Raw genomic sequence first — 20066 nt, forward strand, 5'->3', positions numbered from 1 at the left:
GCATACCCCCAGTCGTAACTAGACAGGGGGTATGCTGTTTTTTGCTTTGTCTGTACTTATTTCTGCGATGCCCGCTCCAGAATCTTAATCGCACGTGCCTTTATTCAATTCACAAACGATGTGAAGCCATCGGAAGAATTGAATTTCACTTTGAAGCGTCCATAATCTGAATCCAGATTAAATGTATATTGGTCAAATGTGTACTTCGCATCTGTTACCGGATCCAATTCAATTTGCTGAGTAGTGGTAACATATTTAGCCACCATATTTTTATGTCCATAGGATGTAAACTCGGCTTCCAAAACTTTTTTGGCTTCATTAATTGTCAGCTGGAAGTTCTTCGTACCAACCTTCGTATACTTTAACGAATTCATCTTCCATTTATTATCTTGTTTTTTAAATTGATAGGCCACAAATCCGCCAACAGAATAGCCATTTTGGAATTCCACCGTGTTTACATTCAGTGTATTGGAATCGGGCTGTGTAAACTCGAACCGTACCAATGGCTCATTATTAATGTATGGCAAGACGTTAGTATAGCAGTCCAGGCATTTAGGATTGTAGTAACCTTTCAGATCCCCGTCTACAAACGCTTTTGTTGCACTCATACGTAGTGTAGACTCTATATCCAAATATATCCATTGATACATCCGCGCATCACGCATAGTCTTCTCAAGTTCAAATGTTCTACGATTGACGAGATCCCATGCTTTACCTTTAGTCACTTTATCTGTCGCTGGACGAGCTTCCTTCACCTTGATAGCTGCGTATAAGAATTGTGCATAGTGCGCGCGCGTAACGGGTTCATTCGGTTTAAATTCACCTTCAGGATAACCGTTCGCAACTCCACTAGCTTTTAGCGCATTGGCATGTGTGTAGCCCCAGTGGTCAATATACACATCATAAAATGAATTTTGTTTCGTCATATACAAATCAAACGCGATATCGAGAACTTTCGCCATTTGAATCCGTGTAATCGGTGCGTCCGGATTGAAGTAGCCATCTGTTCCGCCACTGAAAATGCCAGCTGCGGTCAACTTCATGATTGGGTCATAGTACGGGTGACTTTTCGGTACATCATGGTACGTGACGGTGCTGTTTGCTTGCGGTAACTTCAGCGCTTGATCTAGTAACTTCGCCACGTGTTTACGTGAAATCAGCTCTTGCGGTCGGAATGTGCCGTCAGTATAACCGGCTATGAAGCCTTTATCCTGTAAATAGTGGATCGCTTCATAATTCGGGTGATTTTTCGACACATCCTTGAATTCTTTTGTTGCTGCTTGCGTGGAACCAAATGATACAAATGAAAGCATAACGAGCATTATCGTCCAAACGAAAATCCGACTCATCTTGTTCATACTCTTTCCTCCTCAGTGAATTATTTTGTCGGCTGTAGGTTACTTGTTATTAGTATTCTACCAAGTTTCAAATGATTCGTATATACTTAATTTCGCAATATTGCAAATAATTTAATATCCTCATTAATTCTGCCTTATTTCAAGCTTTTGTCATAGTGAAAATGACATTTGACCTATCATATGAAGTCTGTTAGCATGAAAAGATTGTTATCCTTTCGACAAACTTCGATGATATGTAAGACTACAATGAATACGTTCATAGTTCTAAGTCTATTGGTAGAACAATTTATCATGTTACTGGGGATAATTTCGACTATAGCGGTCTAGACTTCATTAACGTACAAAACTTATTTGTTGTGAGTGTTAGCAATTTCACTCATAATAGTGGATACAACAATACTGCAACAGTCGGTGTACTTGCCTATCGTATAAATTTAGTAGGAAGGATGGATGGATTATGAATTTAGCAGCTATCGGTGTGCCAGGGCTCATTATTATCCTTGTAATTATTTTGATTCTTTTCGGACCTCGTAAATTGCCTGAAGTCGGCTCAGCAGTCGGAAAAACTTTGGCAGAGTTCAAAAAAGCTACAAAAGATATTATGGGCGATGATGAAGAGAAAACAACTAGTACTACACAAAAGACAATAGAAACAGACAAAAAAGATATAAATAAGTAGGTGACAAGATGGATCCGTATAGTGATCAAAACTCAAAAAACCAAAGCCCGTCAGACAAAAAAGCAAAAGATGAAGAAACCGCTTTACCCGTTCACTCTGCGGAGACTTCTTCCACTGAACGGGCTGTGCCAGAAGAATTAAAACCAGAACCACAACCGGATGAACCAAGAATGCCGCCTCCAGAGCCATCTGAAGATGAAAAGAAGGAGACAGATCCTGCGCTAATCGAACATCTCACGGATCTTCGGAAGCAGCTCATCAAAAGTGTCGTCGTATTCCTGGTTTTCTTCATTGCCGTATTCAGCACCATCAATCTATGGTTCCCATACGTTACACGGGGCTATAAGCTGATCGTTTTGAGTCCGCTTGAAGTCATTTCATTCTATACGACGATTTCCGCCGCGATGGCGTTTGGATTATCCGTCCCGTTCGTCTGTCATTTCCTCTGGCAGTTCGTCAAACCGGGTCTGACGCAGAAAGAAGGACGTTTCCTAAGCCTCTACTCCCCTGCAATTCTGATCCTGTTCGTCGGTGGTCTGGCATTCGGGTACTACGTGGTCAATCCGCTGAGCTATAACTTCTTAGTGAAGCTCGGTAAAATAAATTTCGATGTCATGATCACAGCAAAGGAATATGCACGTTTCCTATTAATGACTACCATGCCGATTGGCTTGCTGTTTGAGCTCCCGATCGTCGCACTATTCCTGTCCGCTATCGGTATTCTGACATCTGAAACTATGAAAAAAGTGAGAAAGTGGTCGTATGTGATACTCGCAGTTGTATCCGCATTGATCACGCCCCCTGATTTCTTAAGTCAGTTGATCATTCTCATTCCGATGATTGCTTTGTATGAAGCGAGTATTTTCATTGTCATGAAAACTGAAAAACGTCTGGTACCTGAAGCAGAGGCATCGTAAAGACTAGAAAAAAGCGTTCCACTTGTAAAGTGGGACGCTTTTTTGCGTAGGGAATGTATTTAATGACGCGGTCGCTTACTAATTTGAGCAAGCTGCTCTATGCCGGGCGTTAAACGCTCTATGTCCAGCGTCTAACGCCCTATCCGCCACGCCTACCGCTCTATGTCCAACGTTAAACGCTCTATCCGCTACGCCTACCGCTCTATGTCCAACGCCAAACGCCCTATCCGCCACGCCTACCGCTCTATGTCCAGCGTCAAACGCTCTATCCGCCACGCCTACCGCTCTATGTCCAACGCTATCCGCTCTATCCGCCACGCCTACCGCTCTATGTCCAGCGTCTAACGCTCTATCCGCCACGCCTACCGCTCTATGTCCAACGTTAAACGCTCTATCCGCCACGCCTACCGCTCTATGTCCAACGTTAAACGCTCTATCCACCACGCCTACCGCTCTATGTCCAGCGTCTAACGCCCTATCCGCCACGCCTACCGCTCTATGTCCAGCGTCTAACGCTCTATCCACCACGCCTACCGCTCTATGTCCAACGCTATCCGCTCAATATCCCCCGCCAACCGCTCAATACCACCCTTCTCCCCCACCAAAAAACTACACTTATTCCCCCTCGCAATTTAATTTATTTAAAACTATTTGACAATTAGTCAAATCGGTTTTATTATTAGTACAAGTTCTTTAAAAAAATTAAAGGTGGTTATTCATATGACAGAGATGATCTACGGCAATACTCCATGTATGTTGGGGGCTAAAAATATATCAGCAACAAAAGATTTTTCGGATGTAGACGCGATTGTATACGGTGTTCCTTGGGAAGGCGCGGTTACATGGGGAGATTACACAGGTTGCGAACTCGGTCCAAAAGTAATGCGCTTATGTTCTGCACGCTACTCGGGTTACCTTCCTGAAATCAACGACATGGATGTTTTCGAAAACGTCACACTAGGTGATATGGGAGATGTCGACGTCGTGCCTTCTGATGTAGATGAAACAATGAAGCGCATCACCAACTTCACTTCGGAATTATGGAAATCAGGTAAGTTCGTCATCGGTCTTGGCGGCGATCACGGTATTACGTACCCTATCGTGAAAGCGATTGCAGAGCAAGATAAAAAGGTTGGAATCATTCATATGGATGCACACTATGACAACCTTCCATCACATAACGGTGACCAGTTCGCTCGTTGTAGCCCATTTGCACGTTTGTATGAACAAGAAGGCGTACGCAATGAAAGTATTATCCATACAGGAATTCACGGACCTCGCAATAAACCCGAAAGCGGACGCAATGCGAAAGCTGCTGGTGCAGTGACTATTACGGTCAATGAAATCCGTGGCCATAAAGATTTAAAAGAGATGGCTAAAGAAATCTATGCACAGGCGTCAAAAGATGTAGATTGTGTATACTTGACGATTTGTAGTGATGTGTTGGACTTCGCATTCAATCCAGGCGGTCCAGTAGACGGAAATGGCTTAACTTCTTATGAATTACTCACATTGGTACATGAAATTTGTAAACTAGGCGTAATCGGTATGGATTTCGTGGAAATTTATCCGCAGCAAGATCCTAATCAATTTTCTGCTCACTTTGCTTCTACGTTGATCCTATATGCACTAGCAGGAAACATTCTTCATAATCAACAAAAAGAAGGAAAATGAGCTACTACTTCTCAGACTACTAAACCTTTCGATTGAAAATAGTCGATTTTTCCAACTTTATATAGGAAAATAAGGAAAAGTAATAAAACTGAGGAGTGTTAGAAGTTATGAATCCAAACCAATTGATTTTCGATTCTTATATACGAATGGCTGATGCCATATATAGTGTGTTCAATGTGAGTTGCGAAGTGGTGATCCATGACGTGACGAAAGTAGAATCTTCTTTAATTTATTTAAAAGGCGATGTCACGGGCAGATCGGTTGGTGCCCCTACTACGGAAGTCATTTTGAGAGAACTGAAGAAGAAGCACGAGGATATTAAAGATCTGAATGGCATCATCACGAATACGACGCGTGGAAAGATGATCAAGACTTCCATTGTTTTCATTCGAGATATGGATGGCAAAGTGATTGGTTTCCTTGGTATCAATTTAGATATTACGGAAATCAATCGTTTACACCATGTGCTAGAAGAAATGATTCGACCGGATACGAGCTACGACGGGCAGCATTTTGATGAAACGTATGCGACTCATATCGATGAAGTGTTCGACAACATCACCAAAAGCACAATAGTGGAGCTTGGAATCGACGTGGAAAACTTGAAGCGTAAGGACCGAATTACTTTTGTGCGGCAGTTGGAAAGTAAAGGGATCTTTCTAATTCAAGGATCAGCTGATCGAATTGCAGAATTATTAGGTGTATCCAAACAAACCATTTATAACTCACTCGAGGAAAAGTGACTTTTCTTTTCCTCGCCTATTCAGTGAGGACACGTAAGGGAGGAAAAGAAGATGGTCGCTAACGTACCCGCTACACAGCAAGCTAAGAAAAAAGGGGTATTATCAAAGATAAAATCGATGGGACCAGGAGCCATTATTACGGCTTCATTCATAGGTCCAGGTACTGTCACTACCGCCACTCGCGCAGGTGCTGGATTTGGTTACGCCATTTTATGGGCAGTAGTCTTCTCTATTATCGCAACCATCGTTCTTCAGGAAATGTCTGCACGACTTGGTGTCGTGTCAAAAAAGGGATTGGGCGAAGCGATACACGACCAATTTAAACAGCCTTTACTGAAATTCGCTTCTATATGGCTCGTCATTATATCGATTGGCGTTGGCTGTGCTGCGTATATTTCGGGAGATTTGATGGGAACATCCCTTGGTGTCTCTACATTGACGAATATTCCAGCACATATTGTAAGCCCTTTCATTGGCATAGCGATTCTGTTTCTCGGATTGTCAGGTAGTTATAAATTAATCGAAAAGTTAATGATTTTCCTAGTCATCGTCATGAGCGTGACGTTCATTACGACTATGATTGTCGTAAAACCTGATCTCGGCGCGGTGTTCGCGGGAGCATTTATCCCAAGTGTACCAACTGGTTCAATCATTATTATTATCGCACTGGTCGGAACCACAGTCGTTCCGTACAACTTCTTCATCCACTCTTCTATGGTGCAAGAACGTTGGACGCAAGTAAGTGACTTGAAGGAAGCAAGATGGGACACGATCATTTCGATTTGTGTCGGTGGATTAATCACTGCTGCCGTGTTAATCACAGCTGCCTCTACGATGATGGGCATGGAAGTAACGAGTGTTGCGGATCTGTCCGTCCAATTGGAACCTTTATTCGGTTCATGGGCAAAAGTATTTATCGCGATCGGAATTTTCGCAGCAGGCTTCTCCTCCGCTATCGCAAGTCCACTTGGTGCAGCAGTTGCAATCAGCAGTGTGCTGAAGTGGGAAGGCGGAATGAAGAATAAAAAGTTCAAAATGGTATTCTCCGGTGTGATTATCATCGGTATTATCACATCCGCAATTGGCTTCAGTCCACTCGACGTATTGCTTGCGGCACAAGCGTTGAATGGTATTTTGCTTCCGATTGTTGCGGTATACTTGTTTATCATCATGAATAATAAACAATTACTTGGTGATCAGCGCAACTCCACTTCACTCAATATCATTGGAGCGATCGTCATCTTGATTGCGATTTTCCTTGGTGGGTATAGTTTAGTTGATGCAGTTCAAATGTATTTGTAAGAATGGTTGTATAGGGAAAAGCGTTTCACTGTAAAAGTGGGACGCTTTTTCGTGTATCTAAGAGGTTCTATTTTCACTATTCGCTCATTAAATAACGGGGAGCGCTCTATGGGGCTACTTATCCGCTCTATCTAGACGCATTACTGCTCTATCACACCCCACGACTGCTCTATGTATTCGTATATCCGCTCTATCCACTTCTTAAACCGCTCATTTAAGCGTTCTGCCACAACGGCAGAGCGCTAGAGTGATCATCTTCTTCACATTGATGTATTAATGTTCAATACCCGATTTTCAACGTAAGGTGTTTTTATTTGTCTCACTTTTTTAGGTTAGTGTACATAGGACCATACTACTCGAGATATTTTTTGCAAAACTCAAAAAAAGCAGACACGTAATGCATGTCTGCTTTGCTCAATCCTATTTAATTAATTAAAAATCATATCGTCTTCTTCACTAACCGTTGCGTCTACATGCAGATAAGCGCCCAGTTGACTGACTCTCACTGTGATGCCGTAGTAAACTCTGTGATTACCCTGTGACACGCCCTTAGCTTCCGGGAAGTCGATATAGAATTCTCCTGGTTTCTTCGGTGTGATACGGAACACATTCGTCCCCGGATCTCTTGTCACTGTCGCAATCTGTTCACTTCCTTTAGGCAGCACATGCTTGCCCAGTTTAGCGCCTTCCCAAATGCTCAGCACCTCTTCCGATTTGATCGGCGTAACATGGATGTAATAATAAAATTGTTCTTTAATTTCAGTTGATGAGACATAATAACGTACGATCTTGCCATCCGCATACATAACCGTCGCAATAAATTCGCCCGGCTGATCCAGTTGGATGACATGACAATATTGTTGCAACTGATTTTCGCATCGCTTAAACTCTACGCGATCATTCACCAGTTTTCCCGCTGCTGTCGAAAGGGAAATCGACGTAGCATCAATGAATGCTTCGTTATTTTCTCTTCTTTCATAATGTTTCCACAGCACGACAGGTGTGGAATAAATATCTTCAGTCTCTTCCAATGAAATATCCCATGCACCATTCACTTTTTTGACATGCACATAGTATTTTCTATAACTTTTATCGGATGTATCAGATGAAGCTACCCCTGAAAAAGTCAGTGTAGCTGTTCCTTCTTCCTTTGGAACAATATGAATCTTCGTTTGCAAATTGACTTGACTTGGGATTTCACTGTCTGCCACGACGTCGAATACATTCGAGTTCGTTTTGCTGACATTATTGAATCTCTTCCATTTAAAATCTTTCGCATGCATCGTTAGAATTCCAGGCTTCACATCTTCCGCCGCTTTTAGTAATTTCGCTGCTTGACCTCTTGTGATAGTGGCGTTTGGACTAAATGTCGTAGGAGACGTACCAGTTGTCAGCCCGAGTTGATACAAACTATAAATTCCATCTCTGTGGCCATTTTTATGCACAACGTCTTTAAATCCATAATCGGGATCACGATATAGTGGTAATTCAAACGCTTTGATGATGATCGAAGCCATTTGCGCGCGTGTAATCGAATCGTTTGGCCCGAATCGCCCGTCTCCATAGCCGTTGATGACTCCTTTTTCCGCCAGTACCGCAATCGCTTTATAGTAGCCATTTGCAGTCGACACGTCTTTGAACTTTGGATCTTTTATATTCGTAGTAGAAAGCTTCGTCATCTTCACGATAATGGCAGCTGCCTGCCCTCTCGTGATAGAGTCGTTCGGACGGAATGTACCGTCTGGATAGCCTCCAATTATATTACGTGACGCCAAGTCATTAACTGCTTCCGCGAAATGCTTCGAATCTGGAACATCCGGAAACTTCGGATTGCCTGCCGCTGCGCTTGATACAGGTACACTACATGCTAGCAAAATCGCACCGAGTATTGCTATGATTTTATTCTTCATTCGACTTCATCCTCTCCATAATCTAGTAGTATGCCGTACAGACGTAGAATTACAGAAATAGTTTCAAAGTTTTTTGAATTAATTTCTCTTTAGATTAATGCACTATTTAATAGAAATCAATGGACTTTTGAATAATCAAATAACACGTTGTATAGTAATACTAATACAAAGGAGGGTCTAGAATGGATAAGAAACGTTTTGAAATCATCGAAAAACAAGGCAAACTGCAGCAATTTCAAGTGATCCGCGACAATGAAACCGGTGTACTTTATATGTCACAAGCACAAGGCTACGGCCTAGGCATGACAGTCCTCGTCGATGCGGAAGGAAAACCACTCGTCGATCAAGAGTATATAAGATCAGGTAAGTCCACTATGTAGAAATCCACATTCTGTCTCTCTCGCATTGGATACATTCCTTTCAAGCGGATCTACTGGCAGTCATTTAAAGCGGATCAACATGTAAAGATGCTTTTGGCGACCCGTTGCTACTTACTTTTGAAATACTAATAGGAAACTAAAGCAAATGGGTGCGATTCCGCAAGAAGGATTTGGTCATACGTCTAATTAGTAATTAACCCATTAGAACTGTATAATATAAGGTACGATTATAATGATAAAGGGGTGGTTTATATGAAGCCATTGGATCTTGACTCAAAAGAATTTAGACGAGTGATGCATAATCTACATCTCGAAAATTTAAAAATTTCTTCTGATATGCAGGAAAAAGTCTTAGAACTCATAAATACAAAGACTTCAATTACCCCTACTTTGATTAAGGATATATTGCGGCATGGGAAAGTATAATGATAAAGAAAATGATAAGTACCTAATAAAACACAATTTATTGGAGATTAATTCTTATAAAGAACTCGAAAGAGCAGAAGCATTGGCGTTTTCTCTTCGTGCAATGGCACTAGAACAAAACGATTTCATATTCGAATCATTTACTTTGAAAAAGTTCCAAGAGCTGCATCATTATCTATTTCAAGATATCTACCCCTTTGCAGGAAACTTTAGGAATGTTCAACTCATGAAAGGTGCTACTCGTTTCTGTCAAGTTCAATTCTTGGATAGCTATGCAAGTAACTTATTTATGGAGTTAAATGAGGAGCCTCTTTGGAATTCATTAAATGAAGCTGCAGATCGTTTAGCTTACTTCAAAGCAGAATTAAATATGTTGCATCCTTTTCGAGAAGGGAATGGTAGAACTATCCGGATTTTTCTACATGCTTACGCAATGAGTAGAGGAATTGAGTGGTCGTATGAAACGCTGGAGAGTGAAAAGTATCTGCATGCCATGATTAAGTCTGTAACTGATTTAAAGCCACTAAGAGAAGTATTCTTGGAAACGATTCAATACGTTGAATAATATAACGGGTACTGATCTTTTACACAGATTAGTGCCCGTATTTCATATTAGGAGTTTACTATTAAGCGGACTATTTGTGGTGTCGTTTGGAGGAACTCATCGAATATGGCAAGGGATAGTTCAGGGTAAAATGTAAGCTGCATGTTAAACATTCGGGGGCAATTATTAGGCAATGATTCTATCTCGATTTCCTTAAATAACTATATGATTGTTAGTAATTATCAAGTACAAGTCCCGTATAGATGTTGACTTTAATAGATTCAAAAATCATTACACTTATAGAGAGGAAATTTAAAATGAAAAAAATAAGCTTGATGTTTTTAATGGGAGTAATATTGATTCTAGCAGCGTGCACTTCTGAAAATAAAGATAGTCTTGTAAATATCAAATTGTCGGATAGCGAAAATGAAAATGTAGAAGCAGCGAAAGCCGATCTAAGCCAAAGTGAATTTAACGATGCAATTGAAGAAGCCAATAAAGAAACGGCAAAAGAAAATAATGCTGAAGTAGTAGATTTATTCGAAGGTGCAACTTATGAAGCTTATTTATTAACACGAGCAAAATTAACACAAGAAAGTTTCGATAAAGCTAAGGAGCAAGATGTTTTTGCAACTGAAGTAAGTTACGAAGACTATCAAAGTGTTGCTGAAGCACTTGTAAATGATGATGAATACCAAGGTAGTTATGGTGCATACGCGGCGAAATCTGTTCAGTATTTAACTCCCAAAGGTATTCCTAATTAAAGGATGTATGGTCCAGTTAATCGTTTCAAATAAACAATGACTTTCAAAAGTAATTCAATATTCGGGTGCGATTGTGTAACTTAGTTTATTCGTACTCGCTTAATTGATCGGAGTGGAAGCCGACTCCGGGAGGATCAGCGAGAGCCGTAACGGAGAACGGCTTTTGCGAGTCAAGCGTAGCGAGAAGGAGCACTTCTTTGCTTTAACAGGTGAAACACCCAACGAGCAAAGCGGAGCGGCGTGGTTCACCGCACGCCCATAGGACACGCGTCCGACTGTAGCGCAGATCAACGGGCACCAACCACTCCCCCATCATCGGTTGATTCAGTTTACACATACATCCTCCGTATCAGAATTTCCAATCACTTATAAAACTATAAAAAATCCTCCCCAACACATTAAAATGTACCCTATAAGATAGACACTTTGAAAAAAGTCTATCCTATAGGGTACTTTTGTTTATAATGAATAAAAAGATGTGGGGGCGGATGAATGTGACTGAACGATTGTTTACCTTAAAAGAACAAGCACGCTTGCAATGCAATCCTAACGTACAAGCTGTTAGTGATAAATCCATCACCTATACAGATGAGTTTAAACGCCATTTTATTTCGGAAAATGAAAAAGGAAAACTGCCGCGAGACATTTTTGAAGAGGCTGGATTAGATGCCGATTTAATAGGAGCTGTTCGGATTAAATCTGCAGGAAAGCGTTGGCGTGCCGCCTATAGAAAAAGCGGGGTAGAAGGCTTACAAGACACACGAAAAACCAATTCAGGCCGTCCATCAGAACGCGACTTGACATCGGAAGAAAAGATTGAACGTCTAGAAGCGAAAAACCGCTTATTACAGGCGGAAAATGAACTGTTAAAAAAGCTCGATCTACTCGAAAGGCAGATGATGAAAAAGAAATCACAATCCAAACGGCGCTAAAATATGAACTAATTAATTTCACCATCCAAAAGTATAAATTAGCACGTTTGGTAAGCTACTTATGCGAACTGATGGAGGTATCGCGTTCGGGCTACTATAAGCACTTTGAAGAGAAATCTAAACAGAAACGTGCAGCTCGCGAACAGGCAGACGAAGCCGTAAAGGAAATCATTTTAAAGGCCTATCTTTTTCGAGGACGAAAAAAAGGAGCACGCCAAATTAAAATGACACTCGAAAATCAGTACGGCATTACATATAACCTAAAACGCATTCGCCGGATTATGAAGAAATTCGATATCATCTGTCCCATCCGCAGAGCCAACCCAGCACGTCGTATGGCAAAGGCGACGAAAGAGCACCGCACATGTGAAAACACGTTACAACGTGAGTTTAAGCAAGGGGTGGCTGGAAAGGTATTATTGACCGACATCACCTATTTGACATATGGAAATGGCAAACGTGCTTACTTGTCAACGATTAAAGACGCCCAAACGAATGAAATTTTAGCTTATGAAGTTTCTTCTTCGTTAGGTTTGGAGATCGCAATGAATACGCTTCGCAAACTAAAGAAACATCGTCATTTAATGACAGATGCCTTTATACATTCAGATCAAGGATTTCATTATACAAACCCAAAGTATCAGGCAGCAGTGAAGAAAATGGGGTTAGGACAATCGATGTCACGCAGAGGGAACTGTTGGGATAATGCTCCACAGGAATCATTCTTCGGTCACTTCAAGGATGAAACCAATATAAAAGATTGTGAGACAATGGAAGAAGTTAGGCGGGAAATCAAGAGTTATATGACGTACTATAACCATTATCGCGGGCAGTGGAACTTGAAAAAGCTGCCGCCTGCAGAATACAGACGACAGCTTCAACTAGCAGCTTAGGCTTTTTTATAATTGTCCTTTACAAAGGGTACACTTTATTCAGTCAGGGGCTTTTTCAGACTCCTCAGGTTGTTGGAAATGAGCGAGCAACTCTTCCGCTACTTTCTTTGGCATCCCTGCTTCTTTTAATTGTTCAGGTGTTGCCTCGCGTATGGCTTTCACTGTTTTAAAATGTTTCAGTAATTGCTGTTTACGTTTGGGTCCAACACCTTCAATTCCATCAAGTGATGAAGTCAGTGAAGATGCCCCCCGCCTCTGTCTATGGAACGTAATAGCAAATCGGTGAACTTCGTCTTGAACGCGTTGAAGCAAGTAAAAAGCTTCACTCGTTTTTTTCAACGGGACAATCTGCGGCGGATGACCGTACAGCAACTGCGCTGTATTATGTTTATCATCTTTTGCCAGTCCGGCTATCGGGATGGAAAGTCCGAGTTCATCTTCTAGCACTTCACGTGCGATTTCCATCTGTCCTTTCCCACCGTCAATGACAATTAAATCGGGTAAAGGCAACTGATCTTTTAAAACACGTGCATAGCGTCGCCTAACCACTTCACGCATCGCACCATAATCATCATGCGCTGCAGCAGTTTTAGTTTTATATTTTCTGTAATCTTTTCGATTAGGTCTTCCATCTACAAATGATATCATCGCGGATACTGGTTCCACGCCATGTGTATGCGAGTTATCGAAAGCTTCGATGCGAAGAGGGGTACTGATGTTCATCGCTTCTCCAAGTTCTTCACAAGCACCAATTGTACGTTCTTCTTGGCGTTCAATAATTTGGAATTTAGCATTCAATGCAATAGACGCATTCTTGACGGCCAGTTTGACAAGTTCTTTTTTCTTTCCACGTTGTGGTATCAACACATTCGTATCGAGTAATTGATCTGCTAATGTAAAATCAACGGTTTCCGGCAGAAGTACTTCTTTTGGCAACAAATGTTGAGCTTCTCCATAGAAACGACCCAGATATGTTAGTAATTCCTCTTCTGGATCTCGATAGGCCGGAAAAATGGAGACATCCCGTTCTATCATCTTCCCTTGTCTAACGAAGAACACCTGCACACACATCCAACCTTTATCCACTGCATAGCCAAAAATATCACGATCTGTAAAATCATTCGCATTCATATTCTGCTTTTCCATAACGGTTTCAATATTGGTAATTTGATCACGATATTCCTTCGCACGTTCAAATTCTAATTCTTCCGCAGCTTTATTCATTTTTTGCTGAAGTTCCTTTTTGACTTCTTTATAGCCGCCATTAAGGAATCGTGTAATGTCTGCAATCATTTCAGTATACGCATCGGCAGGTACCTCTTTAATGCAAGGCGCCAGACATTGACCGATATGATAATACAAACACGCGCGTGTAGGGATACTTTGACATTTACGGTACGGATATAAGCGATCCAGTAATTTTTTCGTTTCATGGGCTGCGCTAGCGTTTGGATAGGGTCCAAAATATTTACCTGATTTTTTATTGACTTTTCGTGTAATAATCAATTTCGGATGACGTTCGTTCGTGATTTTCAAGTAAGGATATGTTTTGTCATCTTTTAGCATGATATTATATTTTGGATCATATTTCTTTATCATGTTTAATTCCAAAATTAATGCTTCAATTTCAGAATTGGTAACTATATATTCAAAATCCTCTATTTCTCCGACCAATCGCTGTGTCTTGCCATCATGGGAACCCGTGAAATAGCTACGCACACGGTTTTTCAATACTTTTGCTTTCCCTACATAAATGACTGTCCCTTGACGATCTTTCATTAAATAACAACCCGGCAATTCGGGGAGGATCGAAAGTTTATGTTCAATGATTTCATTCATTATTTTCACCTACTAAAAAACCGGGCTGCTCTGCGGCCCGGTCTCTTGTATTTATGCGTGTTTTTCGACTAGTTGTGCAAGTGCCTCTTTAGGTTGGAAGCCTACTACTTTCTCAGCTACTTCCCCGTCTTTAAAGAGAAGAAGTGTTGGGATCGACATGATACCAAACTGGCTAGCAGTTTCTTGGTTATCGTCCACGTTTACTTTTACGATGTTCGCTTTTCCTTCTAGTTCACCTGAAAGTTCTTCAAGTACAGGAGCGATCATTTTACAAGGACCACACCAAGGTGCCCAAAAGTCCACTAGTACTACGCCTTCTTTTACGTTTTCAGCAAAGTTCGAATCAGTTGCATTAATAATTGCCATTCTTATTTCCTCCTTAGTCTTTAACTATATTCGTATTATATCATGGAGGTATAGAAGGGGCTAAAAAAATGCCTGTACCCATTCATTAGCTTACTTTAATCTTTTTGATTTCTTCGATCATGATGGGGATAATCTCGAAGATGTCACCTACGATACCGTAGTCCGCGATTTTAAAGATGTTCGCTTCTGGATCTTTATTGATTGCCACAATGACTTTCGAGTTGGACATACCTGCTACGTGCTGGATGGCTCCAGAAATTCCAGCTGCAATATACAAGTCCGGTGTAACGACTTTACCCGTTTGACCAATCTGTAGTGAATAATCGCAGTAGTCTGCGTCACATGCTCCACGTGAAGCACCGACTGCACCGCCTAGAAGATTTGCCAATTCTTTTAAAGGCTCAAATCCTTCAGGTCCTTTGACGCCACGGCCGCCTGCTACGATTACTTTCGCTTCAGATAAATCAACGCCTTCTGTTGATTTACGTACTACGTCTTTGATGACAGAGCGAAGATTCGTGATTTCCACGCTTTTCGCTGTTACGTCACCTGAGCGGCTAGCATCATGCGCTAATGGCTCGATGTTGTTCGGCCGGATTGTGATAAATTGCAACCCTTCTTTAATTTCCACTCGTTCAAATGCTTTACCAGAATAGATCGGGCGGATGAATTCTGCATCGTCGCCTTCTCCTTCGATTTTTGTAACATCTGAAATTAATCCAGTTCCAAGCTTACTTGCAATTTTCGGTGATAAGTCTTTCCCCATGGCTGTATGTCCAAATACGACACCGTCTGGGGATTCTTCTTCGTACACTGCAAGGAACGCTTGGCCAAAGCCGTCTGGTGTATAGTGCTTCAAATGCGGATGTTCAACCGTTACTACACGGTCTGCCCCATAATGAATCATTTCTTCGCCAAGCGACTGAACTTGATCCCCTATAAGAACAGCGACAACTTCTCCGCCGCCTGAAATATTCTTTGCTGCTGCAATTGCTTCAAATGATACGTTACGTAGTTCTCCATCACGTGCTTCACCTAAAACTAACATTTTCTTTGACATAATATAGTCCCTCCTAAGTACGGTTCTCTATATGAATTAAATTACTTTCGCTTCGTTACGCAATAATTTTATAAGTTCAGCTGCCTGATCTGCTGGCTCACCTTCAAGTACACGCCCCGCTGATTTTGCAGGTGGTAAAAAGACTTCTTTTGTTTCCGTCTTCGCTTCTACATCCTCTTCCTCTAGGTCCAGATCATCGAACTCTAGATCTTCAAGAGGTTTTTTCTTTGCTTTCATAATACCTGGCAATGAAGGATAGCGTGGTTCGTTTAGACCTTGTTGTGCTGTTACGAGAATCGGCAAGGATGTTTCAATCGTTTCTGAATCCCCTTCTACGTCTCGTACAACTGTTGCGTTCGTTCCATCTATCGTTAATTCAGTAATTGTCGTGACATAGTTAATGCCTAATAATTCTGCAACACGTGGTCCCACTTGTCCTGAACCGCCATCGATTGCTACGTTACCCGCCAGAATTAGATCAGCATCTTTATCTTTTAAGTAATCCGCAATGACTCTTGCAGAAGTGTATTCGTCGATATCATCAATGTCGTTCTCAATATTGATGAGTACTGCTTTATCTGCCCCCATTGCCAATGCAGTTCGCAATTGTTTCTCGGAATCTTCGTTACCGATTGATAGTACAGTTACTTCCCCACCGTGTTCATCACGTAGTTTAATAGCTTCTTCCACTGCGTACTCATCGTATGGATTTATGATGAATTCTGCGCCATCTTCAGCAATGGCACCGTTTGAGATTGAAATTTTTTCCTCCGTATCAAATGTTCTTTTTACTAATGCATAAATGTTCATTAATAGAACCTCCTTTTTTGATAATTACTTCCCAGTAAATGTAGGTTGACGCTTTTCAATAAATGCTTGAATACCTTCTTTTGCATCTTCAGAGACGAATACTACTCCAAATGACTTAGCTTCTTCTTCCACACCTTCATAGAACGACGGGTCTTTTGAGAAGGAAAGCATGCGTAATGCATGTTTCATTGCAATCGGGCTCTTTGCTGAAATCTTCTTCGCAAACTTCAATGTTTCTGCCGAAAGTTCTTCTTCTGAATATGCATGATTTGCAAGCCCCCACTGTACTGCGTCTTCTCCTGTGATCGGATCACTCGTCAACATCATTTCTGCTGCTTTGGCTACACCGACCAAACGTGGTAAACGCTGCGTTCCTGCAAATCCAGGAATGAGACCTAATTGCAATTCAGGCAATCCCAGTTTTGCACTCTTCGTAACTAAACGGATATGGCAAGCCATAGCAAGCTCTAAACCGCCTCCAAGTGCGGCTCCATGAATGGAAGCGATTACAGGTTTAGGGAAATTTTCAAGACGCTCGAAAACTTCTTGTCCTTTACTAGAAAGCTGCGAGAACGCTGATCCAGTGTCAATTGTTGTGAATTCTTTAATGTCTGCACCTGCTGAGAAGAATCGGCCTTCACCATATAGAACCACAACACGAACATCGTCGTCGTGCTCTACGCTAGTTAACAACTGATCCACTTCCTCAATCAATTTTGAAGATAAAGCATTAGCTGGCGGATGATCAATTTTTGCTAATGCGACATGTCCATCCTTTTCCAAGTTAATCAATGTCATCTACTATCTCTCCTTTAATACTATGCTTACTGTTGTTCGTAGCCATGCAATAGCATATTGCTAACTTTAGGTGCTAGGCTGACTAAATTAAACTTCTGTTCGTTCATCACCCAAGAGGTAATCGTTTCGTCCATAGTGCCAAATAGCATCTGCCTTGCTAGTCTAAGGTCTAGATCGGGAGATAATTCTCCATTCTCTACCCCTTCTTCAAGCAAAGTATCCAACAAAACCATATATTCTTTCAACACATTATTGATTTGGAATCGCAGTTCTTTATTTGACTGTCTGAGTTCCAATTGTGTGACGATCGCTAAATGAGGATCTTCTTGCAATACTTTGAAGTGATTTTCCACAACTAATTCTAGTTTTTCTGCAATTGGAAGATCTGTTTTTAATATTTCTTTAATATTTTCTACGAAAATCGCCATTTTTTCTCTGAATACAGAAATTAGGATGTCTTCTTTATTTTTAAAGTACAAATAAATGGTCCCATCCGCCACTCCGGCTTCTTTAGCTATTTTTGAGACTTGCGCTTGATGGTAACCGTTCTCCGCAATAACAATTACCGCAGCGTCTACTATTTGTTTATATTTAGGTTTAGTTCGCTTCATTAATGATTCACCACCAAAAAGAAAATATGAATGACTATTCATTCATATTTTCATGTTAATATTCTTTTGGTTTATAGTCAAGCATTTTGTTACGAACTTTTTAATGAATTCTGAACTTCCGTTAATTTCTTTCGTTCTTCTTCCACTAATGTTCTGCGCAGTATTTTACCTACTGCTGTTTTAGGTAGATCTTCGCGGAAATCATAATGTTTTGGAACTTTAAATGCAGCAAGCTGTTTTCTGCAATACGTATCTAATTCTGTTTCCGTTATGGAATATCCTTCTTTTAAAACAATATACGCTTTAACTGTTTCACCACGATATGGATCCGGTACACCTGCTACGATACATTCTTGAATAGCTGGATGTTCATATAGGACTTCTTCAACCTCGCGTGGATAAACATTGAATCCGCTTGCGATAATCATATCTTTTTTACGGTCGACCACATAGAAGTATCCATCCTCATCCATATACCCTAAATCTCCTGTCAAAAACCATCCATCGCGGAATGATTCCTGTGTGTCTTCAGGTCTATTCCAATAACCTTTCATTACTTGTGGCCCTTTTACCGCAATCTCCCCTATTTCTCCTACTGGTAATGGTTCTGATGAGCCGGGACCAAGCACACATCCATCCGTATCAGGCCACGGAACGCCAACCGAGCCACGCTTTTCCAATCCATCCCAAATAAAGTTAGCCATAGCGACTGGAGACGTCTCTGTTAAGCCATATCCTTCCACAAGTTTTCCACCGGTTACCGCTTCGAACTTTTCTTTCACTTCAATTGGTAATGCAGCAGATCCACTGAGACAAGCTTTTATAGAAGATAGATCATATTTTTCCAAATCGGGATGATTCAACAGACCAATATAGATCGTGGGTGCCCCAGGAAATATGGTTGGTTTTTGTTTGTCAATATCTTTCAACGCGGTCTTAAAATCAAATTTAGGTATCAACACCATTTTATGACCTTTCATTACAGCGAAAATCAAAACAGTCGTCATACCATACACATGGAAAAACGGTAGAATGCCCATAATCGTTTCTTCGCCATCAGTCGTTTTGTATAACCACGCACTACACATTTCCGTATTACTAATTAAATTGGAATGTGTCAATTCTACGCCTTTTGGCGGTCCCGTAGTTCCTCCGGTATACTGCAATAGTGCAATATCACCGTTCTCATACGCTACATGAATCGGATCGGGTTTTGTTGTTTTCATGATTTCGGTATATACATGATGCATACCACGATGCTCTACTTTCACCGTTAACTTATGTTCTTTTTTCTGAATGAATGGATAGACTAGATTTTTTGGGAACGGGAGATAATCTTTGATCCCCGTAATAATAATATTTTCAAGCGCAGTTCCGTTCATAGCTTTCGTGACACGAGGGAACAAAATATCAAGTGATATAATCACTTTTGCACCCGAATCAGAGAGTTGATAGTGCAATTCGCGCTCTGTATACAGTGGATTTGTCTGAACCACAATGGCTCCTGCATATAGAATTCCATAGTAAGCGATAGCGCCCTGCGGACAGTTTGGTAACATAATGGCTACGCGATCACCTTTTACGACTCCTAATTTTTGCAAATAGGTAGCAAATTTTAGAGCGGACTCATGAAATTCTTTGAACGTGATATCTTTCCCCATAAAATGCATCGCTGTGTTATTTGAATATTTTTTGCTGGATCTGGTTAGATAGTCTTGCAATGGAATATTTTCATATGCTAAAGTAGTCGGAATTTCTTTTGGATATACAGAAAGCCAAGGTTTTTTCGTCATCTTTACAACTCCTTTATCGTGATATAATAGTTTGAATATTCCTTGTTCATTAGTATATCGATAAACTAATTAGTTTACAAGATAAATATGAAAGCGCTTTATTTATCTATATACATGCCTCTTAGTCTATGTGAGTGTGATTGCTATTATACATTTTCAGAAGATGGAGAGGCTGGACATGGAATACGGGAGGGGATTTGCGCTTCGGAGGGAACGCTTCAATCCTTTCGTAAACACTACATAACTATCCTCCGCTTGGTTTTGATC

Annotated in this window: 20 protein-coding genes; 10 read left to right on the forward strand and 10 right to left on the reverse strand. The window is 41.0% G+C overall.

Annotated features, from left to right (window positions below; genetic code table 11):
• Positions 1 to 104: 104 nt before the first annotated feature.
• The gene (locus tag CSV77_RS04340) at positions 105 to 1358 is read right to left on the reverse strand and encodes an S-layer homology domain-containing protein (protein WP_099672440.1); all 1254 of its coding nucleotides are present in this window, start codon (positions 1356 to 1358) and stop codon (positions 105 to 107) included.
• Positions 1359 to 1815: 457 nt separating this feature from the next.
• Here CSV77_RS04340 and tatA point away from each other — a divergent pair, with 457 nt between their 5' ends.
• Both tatA and tatC read left to right on the forward strand, forming a co-directional pair.
• Positions 1816 to 2037, forward strand: a complete 222-nt coding sequence (gene tatA, locus CSV77_RS04345; protein WP_199171356.1) for a twin-arginine translocase TatA/TatE family subunit — start codon at positions 1816 to 1818, stop codon at positions 2035 to 2037.
• Between the two features lie 8 nt (positions 2038 to 2045).
• Entirely contained in the window at positions 2046 to 2954 is a 909-nt protein-coding gene (gene tatC / locus CSV77_RS04350; RefSeq protein ID WP_099672441.1) for a twin-arginine translocase subunit TatC, read from the forward strand.
• A gap of 78 nt (positions 2955 to 3032) precedes the next feature.
• Here the strand turns inward: tatC and CSV77_RS04355 are convergent, their stop codons facing one another.
• Positions 3033 to 3479, reverse strand: a complete 447-nt coding sequence (locus CSV77_RS04355; RefSeq protein ID WP_144034657.1) for a hypothetical protein — start codon at positions 3477 to 3479, stop codon at positions 3033 to 3035.
• Between the two features lie 195 nt (positions 3480 to 3674).
• On the opposite strand from CSV77_RS04355, the gene CSV77_RS04360 reads away from it, so the two are divergent.
• From CSV77_RS04360 to CSV77_RS04370, 3 genes are all read left to right on the forward strand, one after another.
• Complete coding sequence (locus CSV77_RS04360; protein WP_099672443.1) at positions 3675 to 4628, forward strand: agmatinase family protein; 954 nt, start codon at positions 3675 to 3677, stop codon at positions 4626 to 4628.
• Between the two features lie 107 nt (positions 4629 to 4735).
• A complete protein-coding gene (locus CSV77_RS04365) occupies positions 4736 to 5371 on the forward strand; it encodes a helix-turn-helix transcriptional regulator (protein ID WP_099632173.1) in 636 nt (211 codons plus the stop codon).
• Positions 5372 to 5422: 51 nt separating this feature from the next.
• Positions 5423 to 6673, forward strand: a complete 1251-nt coding sequence (locus CSV77_RS04370; RefSeq protein ID WP_099672444.1) for an Nramp family divalent metal transporter — start codon at positions 5423 to 5425, stop codon at positions 6671 to 6673.
• A gap of 428 nt (positions 6674 to 7101) precedes the next feature.
• Here CSV77_RS04370 and CSV77_RS04375 read toward each other — a convergent pair whose 3' ends face one another.
• Positions 7102 to 8583, reverse strand: coding sequence for an S-layer homology domain-containing protein (locus tag CSV77_RS04375; RefSeq protein ID WP_099672445.1), 1482 nt, complete (start codon positions 8581 to 8583; stop codon positions 7102 to 7104).
• Between the two features lie 182 nt (positions 8584 to 8765).
• Between CSV77_RS04375 and CSV77_RS04380 the strand changes: the two genes are divergently transcribed.
• From CSV77_RS04380 to CSV77_RS04400, 5 genes are all read left to right on the forward strand, one after another.
• On the forward strand, positions 8766 to 8963 hold the full coding sequence (locus CSV77_RS04380) for a DUF6440 family protein (protein ID WP_099672446.1): 198 nt from the start codon (positions 8766 to 8768) through the stop codon (positions 8961 to 8963).
• 252 nt (positions 8964 to 9215) lie between these two features.
• Positions 9216 to 9389 (forward strand): Zn-dependent hydrolase, encoded by a 174-nt coding sequence (locus CSV77_RS04385; protein ID WP_233189534.1) that lies wholly within the window; start codon positions 9216 to 9218, stop codon positions 9387 to 9389.
• Positions 9376 to 9954, forward strand: coding sequence for a Fic/DOC family protein (locus CSV77_RS04390; RefSeq protein WP_099672447.1), 579 nt, complete (start codon positions 9376 to 9378; stop codon positions 9952 to 9954). Before CSV77_RS04385 ends, CSV77_RS04390 begins: the two co-directional genes overlap by 14 nt.
• Positions 9955 to 10250: 296 nt before the next feature.
• The gene (locus CSV77_RS04395) at positions 10251 to 10697 is read left to right on the forward strand and encodes a hypothetical protein (protein ID WP_099672448.1); all 447 of its coding nucleotides are present in this window, start codon (positions 10251 to 10253) and stop codon (positions 10695 to 10697) included.
• A 494-nt stretch (positions 10698 to 11191) separates the two neighbouring features.
• Positions 11192 to 12522, forward strand: a protein-coding gene (locus CSV77_RS04400) for an IS3 family transposase (protein WP_233212168.1) whose coding sequence is annotated in 2 segments (ribosomal slippage) — positions 11192 to 11573 and positions 11573 to 12522 — 1332 coding nt in all. Because the reading frame shifts where the segments join, the coding sequence is not laid out codon by codon here.
• A 39-nt stretch (positions 12523 to 12561) separates the two neighbouring features.
• Here the strand turns inward: CSV77_RS04400 and uvrC are convergent.
• The 7 genes from uvrC to CSV77_RS04435 all read right to left on the reverse strand — a co-directional run bounded on the left by uvrC (position 12562) and on the right by CSV77_RS04435 (position 19799).
• Positions 12562 to 14361 carry an excinuclease ABC subunit UvrC gene (uvrC, locus tag CSV77_RS04405; protein ID WP_099629724.1) on the reverse strand — a complete coding sequence of 600 codons (1800 nt, stop codon included), beginning with the start codon at positions 14359 to 14361 and terminating at the stop codon, positions 12562 to 12564.
• Positions 14362 to 14412: 51 nt separating this feature from the next.
• Positions 14413 to 14727 (reverse strand): thioredoxin, encoded by a 315-nt coding sequence (trxA, locus tag CSV77_RS04410; RefSeq protein WP_099629723.1) that lies wholly within the window; start codon positions 14725 to 14727, stop codon positions 14413 to 14415.
• An 85-nt stretch (positions 14728 to 14812) separates the two neighbouring features.
• Entirely contained in the window at positions 14813 to 15787 is a 975-nt protein-coding gene (locus CSV77_RS04415; protein ID WP_099672450.1) for an electron transfer flavoprotein subunit alpha/FixB family protein, read from the reverse strand.
• Between the two features lie 36 nt (positions 15788 to 15823).
• Entirely contained in the window at positions 15824 to 16597 is a 774-nt protein-coding gene (locus CSV77_RS04420) for an electron transfer flavoprotein subunit beta/FixA family protein (protein WP_099672451.1), read from the reverse strand.
• Between the two features lie 24 nt (positions 16598 to 16621).
• Complete coding sequence (locus tag CSV77_RS04425; protein WP_099672452.1) at positions 16622 to 17395, reverse strand: enoyl-CoA hydratase; 774 nt, start codon at positions 17393 to 17395, stop codon at positions 16622 to 16624.
• 26 nt (positions 17396 to 17421) lie between these two features.
• Positions 17422 to 18006, reverse strand: coding sequence for a fatty acid metabolism transcriptional regulator FadR (locus CSV77_RS04430; protein ID WP_099629719.1), 585 nt, complete (start codon positions 18004 to 18006; stop codon positions 17422 to 17424).
• Positions 18007 to 18095: 89 nt separating this feature from the next.
• Complete coding sequence (locus CSV77_RS04435) at positions 18096 to 19799, reverse strand: long-chain-fatty-acid--CoA ligase (protein WP_099672453.1); 1704 nt, start codon at positions 19797 to 19799, stop codon at positions 18096 to 18098.
• Between the last annotated feature and the right edge of the window lie 267 nt (positions 19800 to 20066).

This window comes from Sporosarcina sp. P16b (assembly GCF_002743065.1).
GTDB lineage: Bacteria > Bacillota > Bacilli > Bacillales_A > Planococcaceae > Sporosarcina.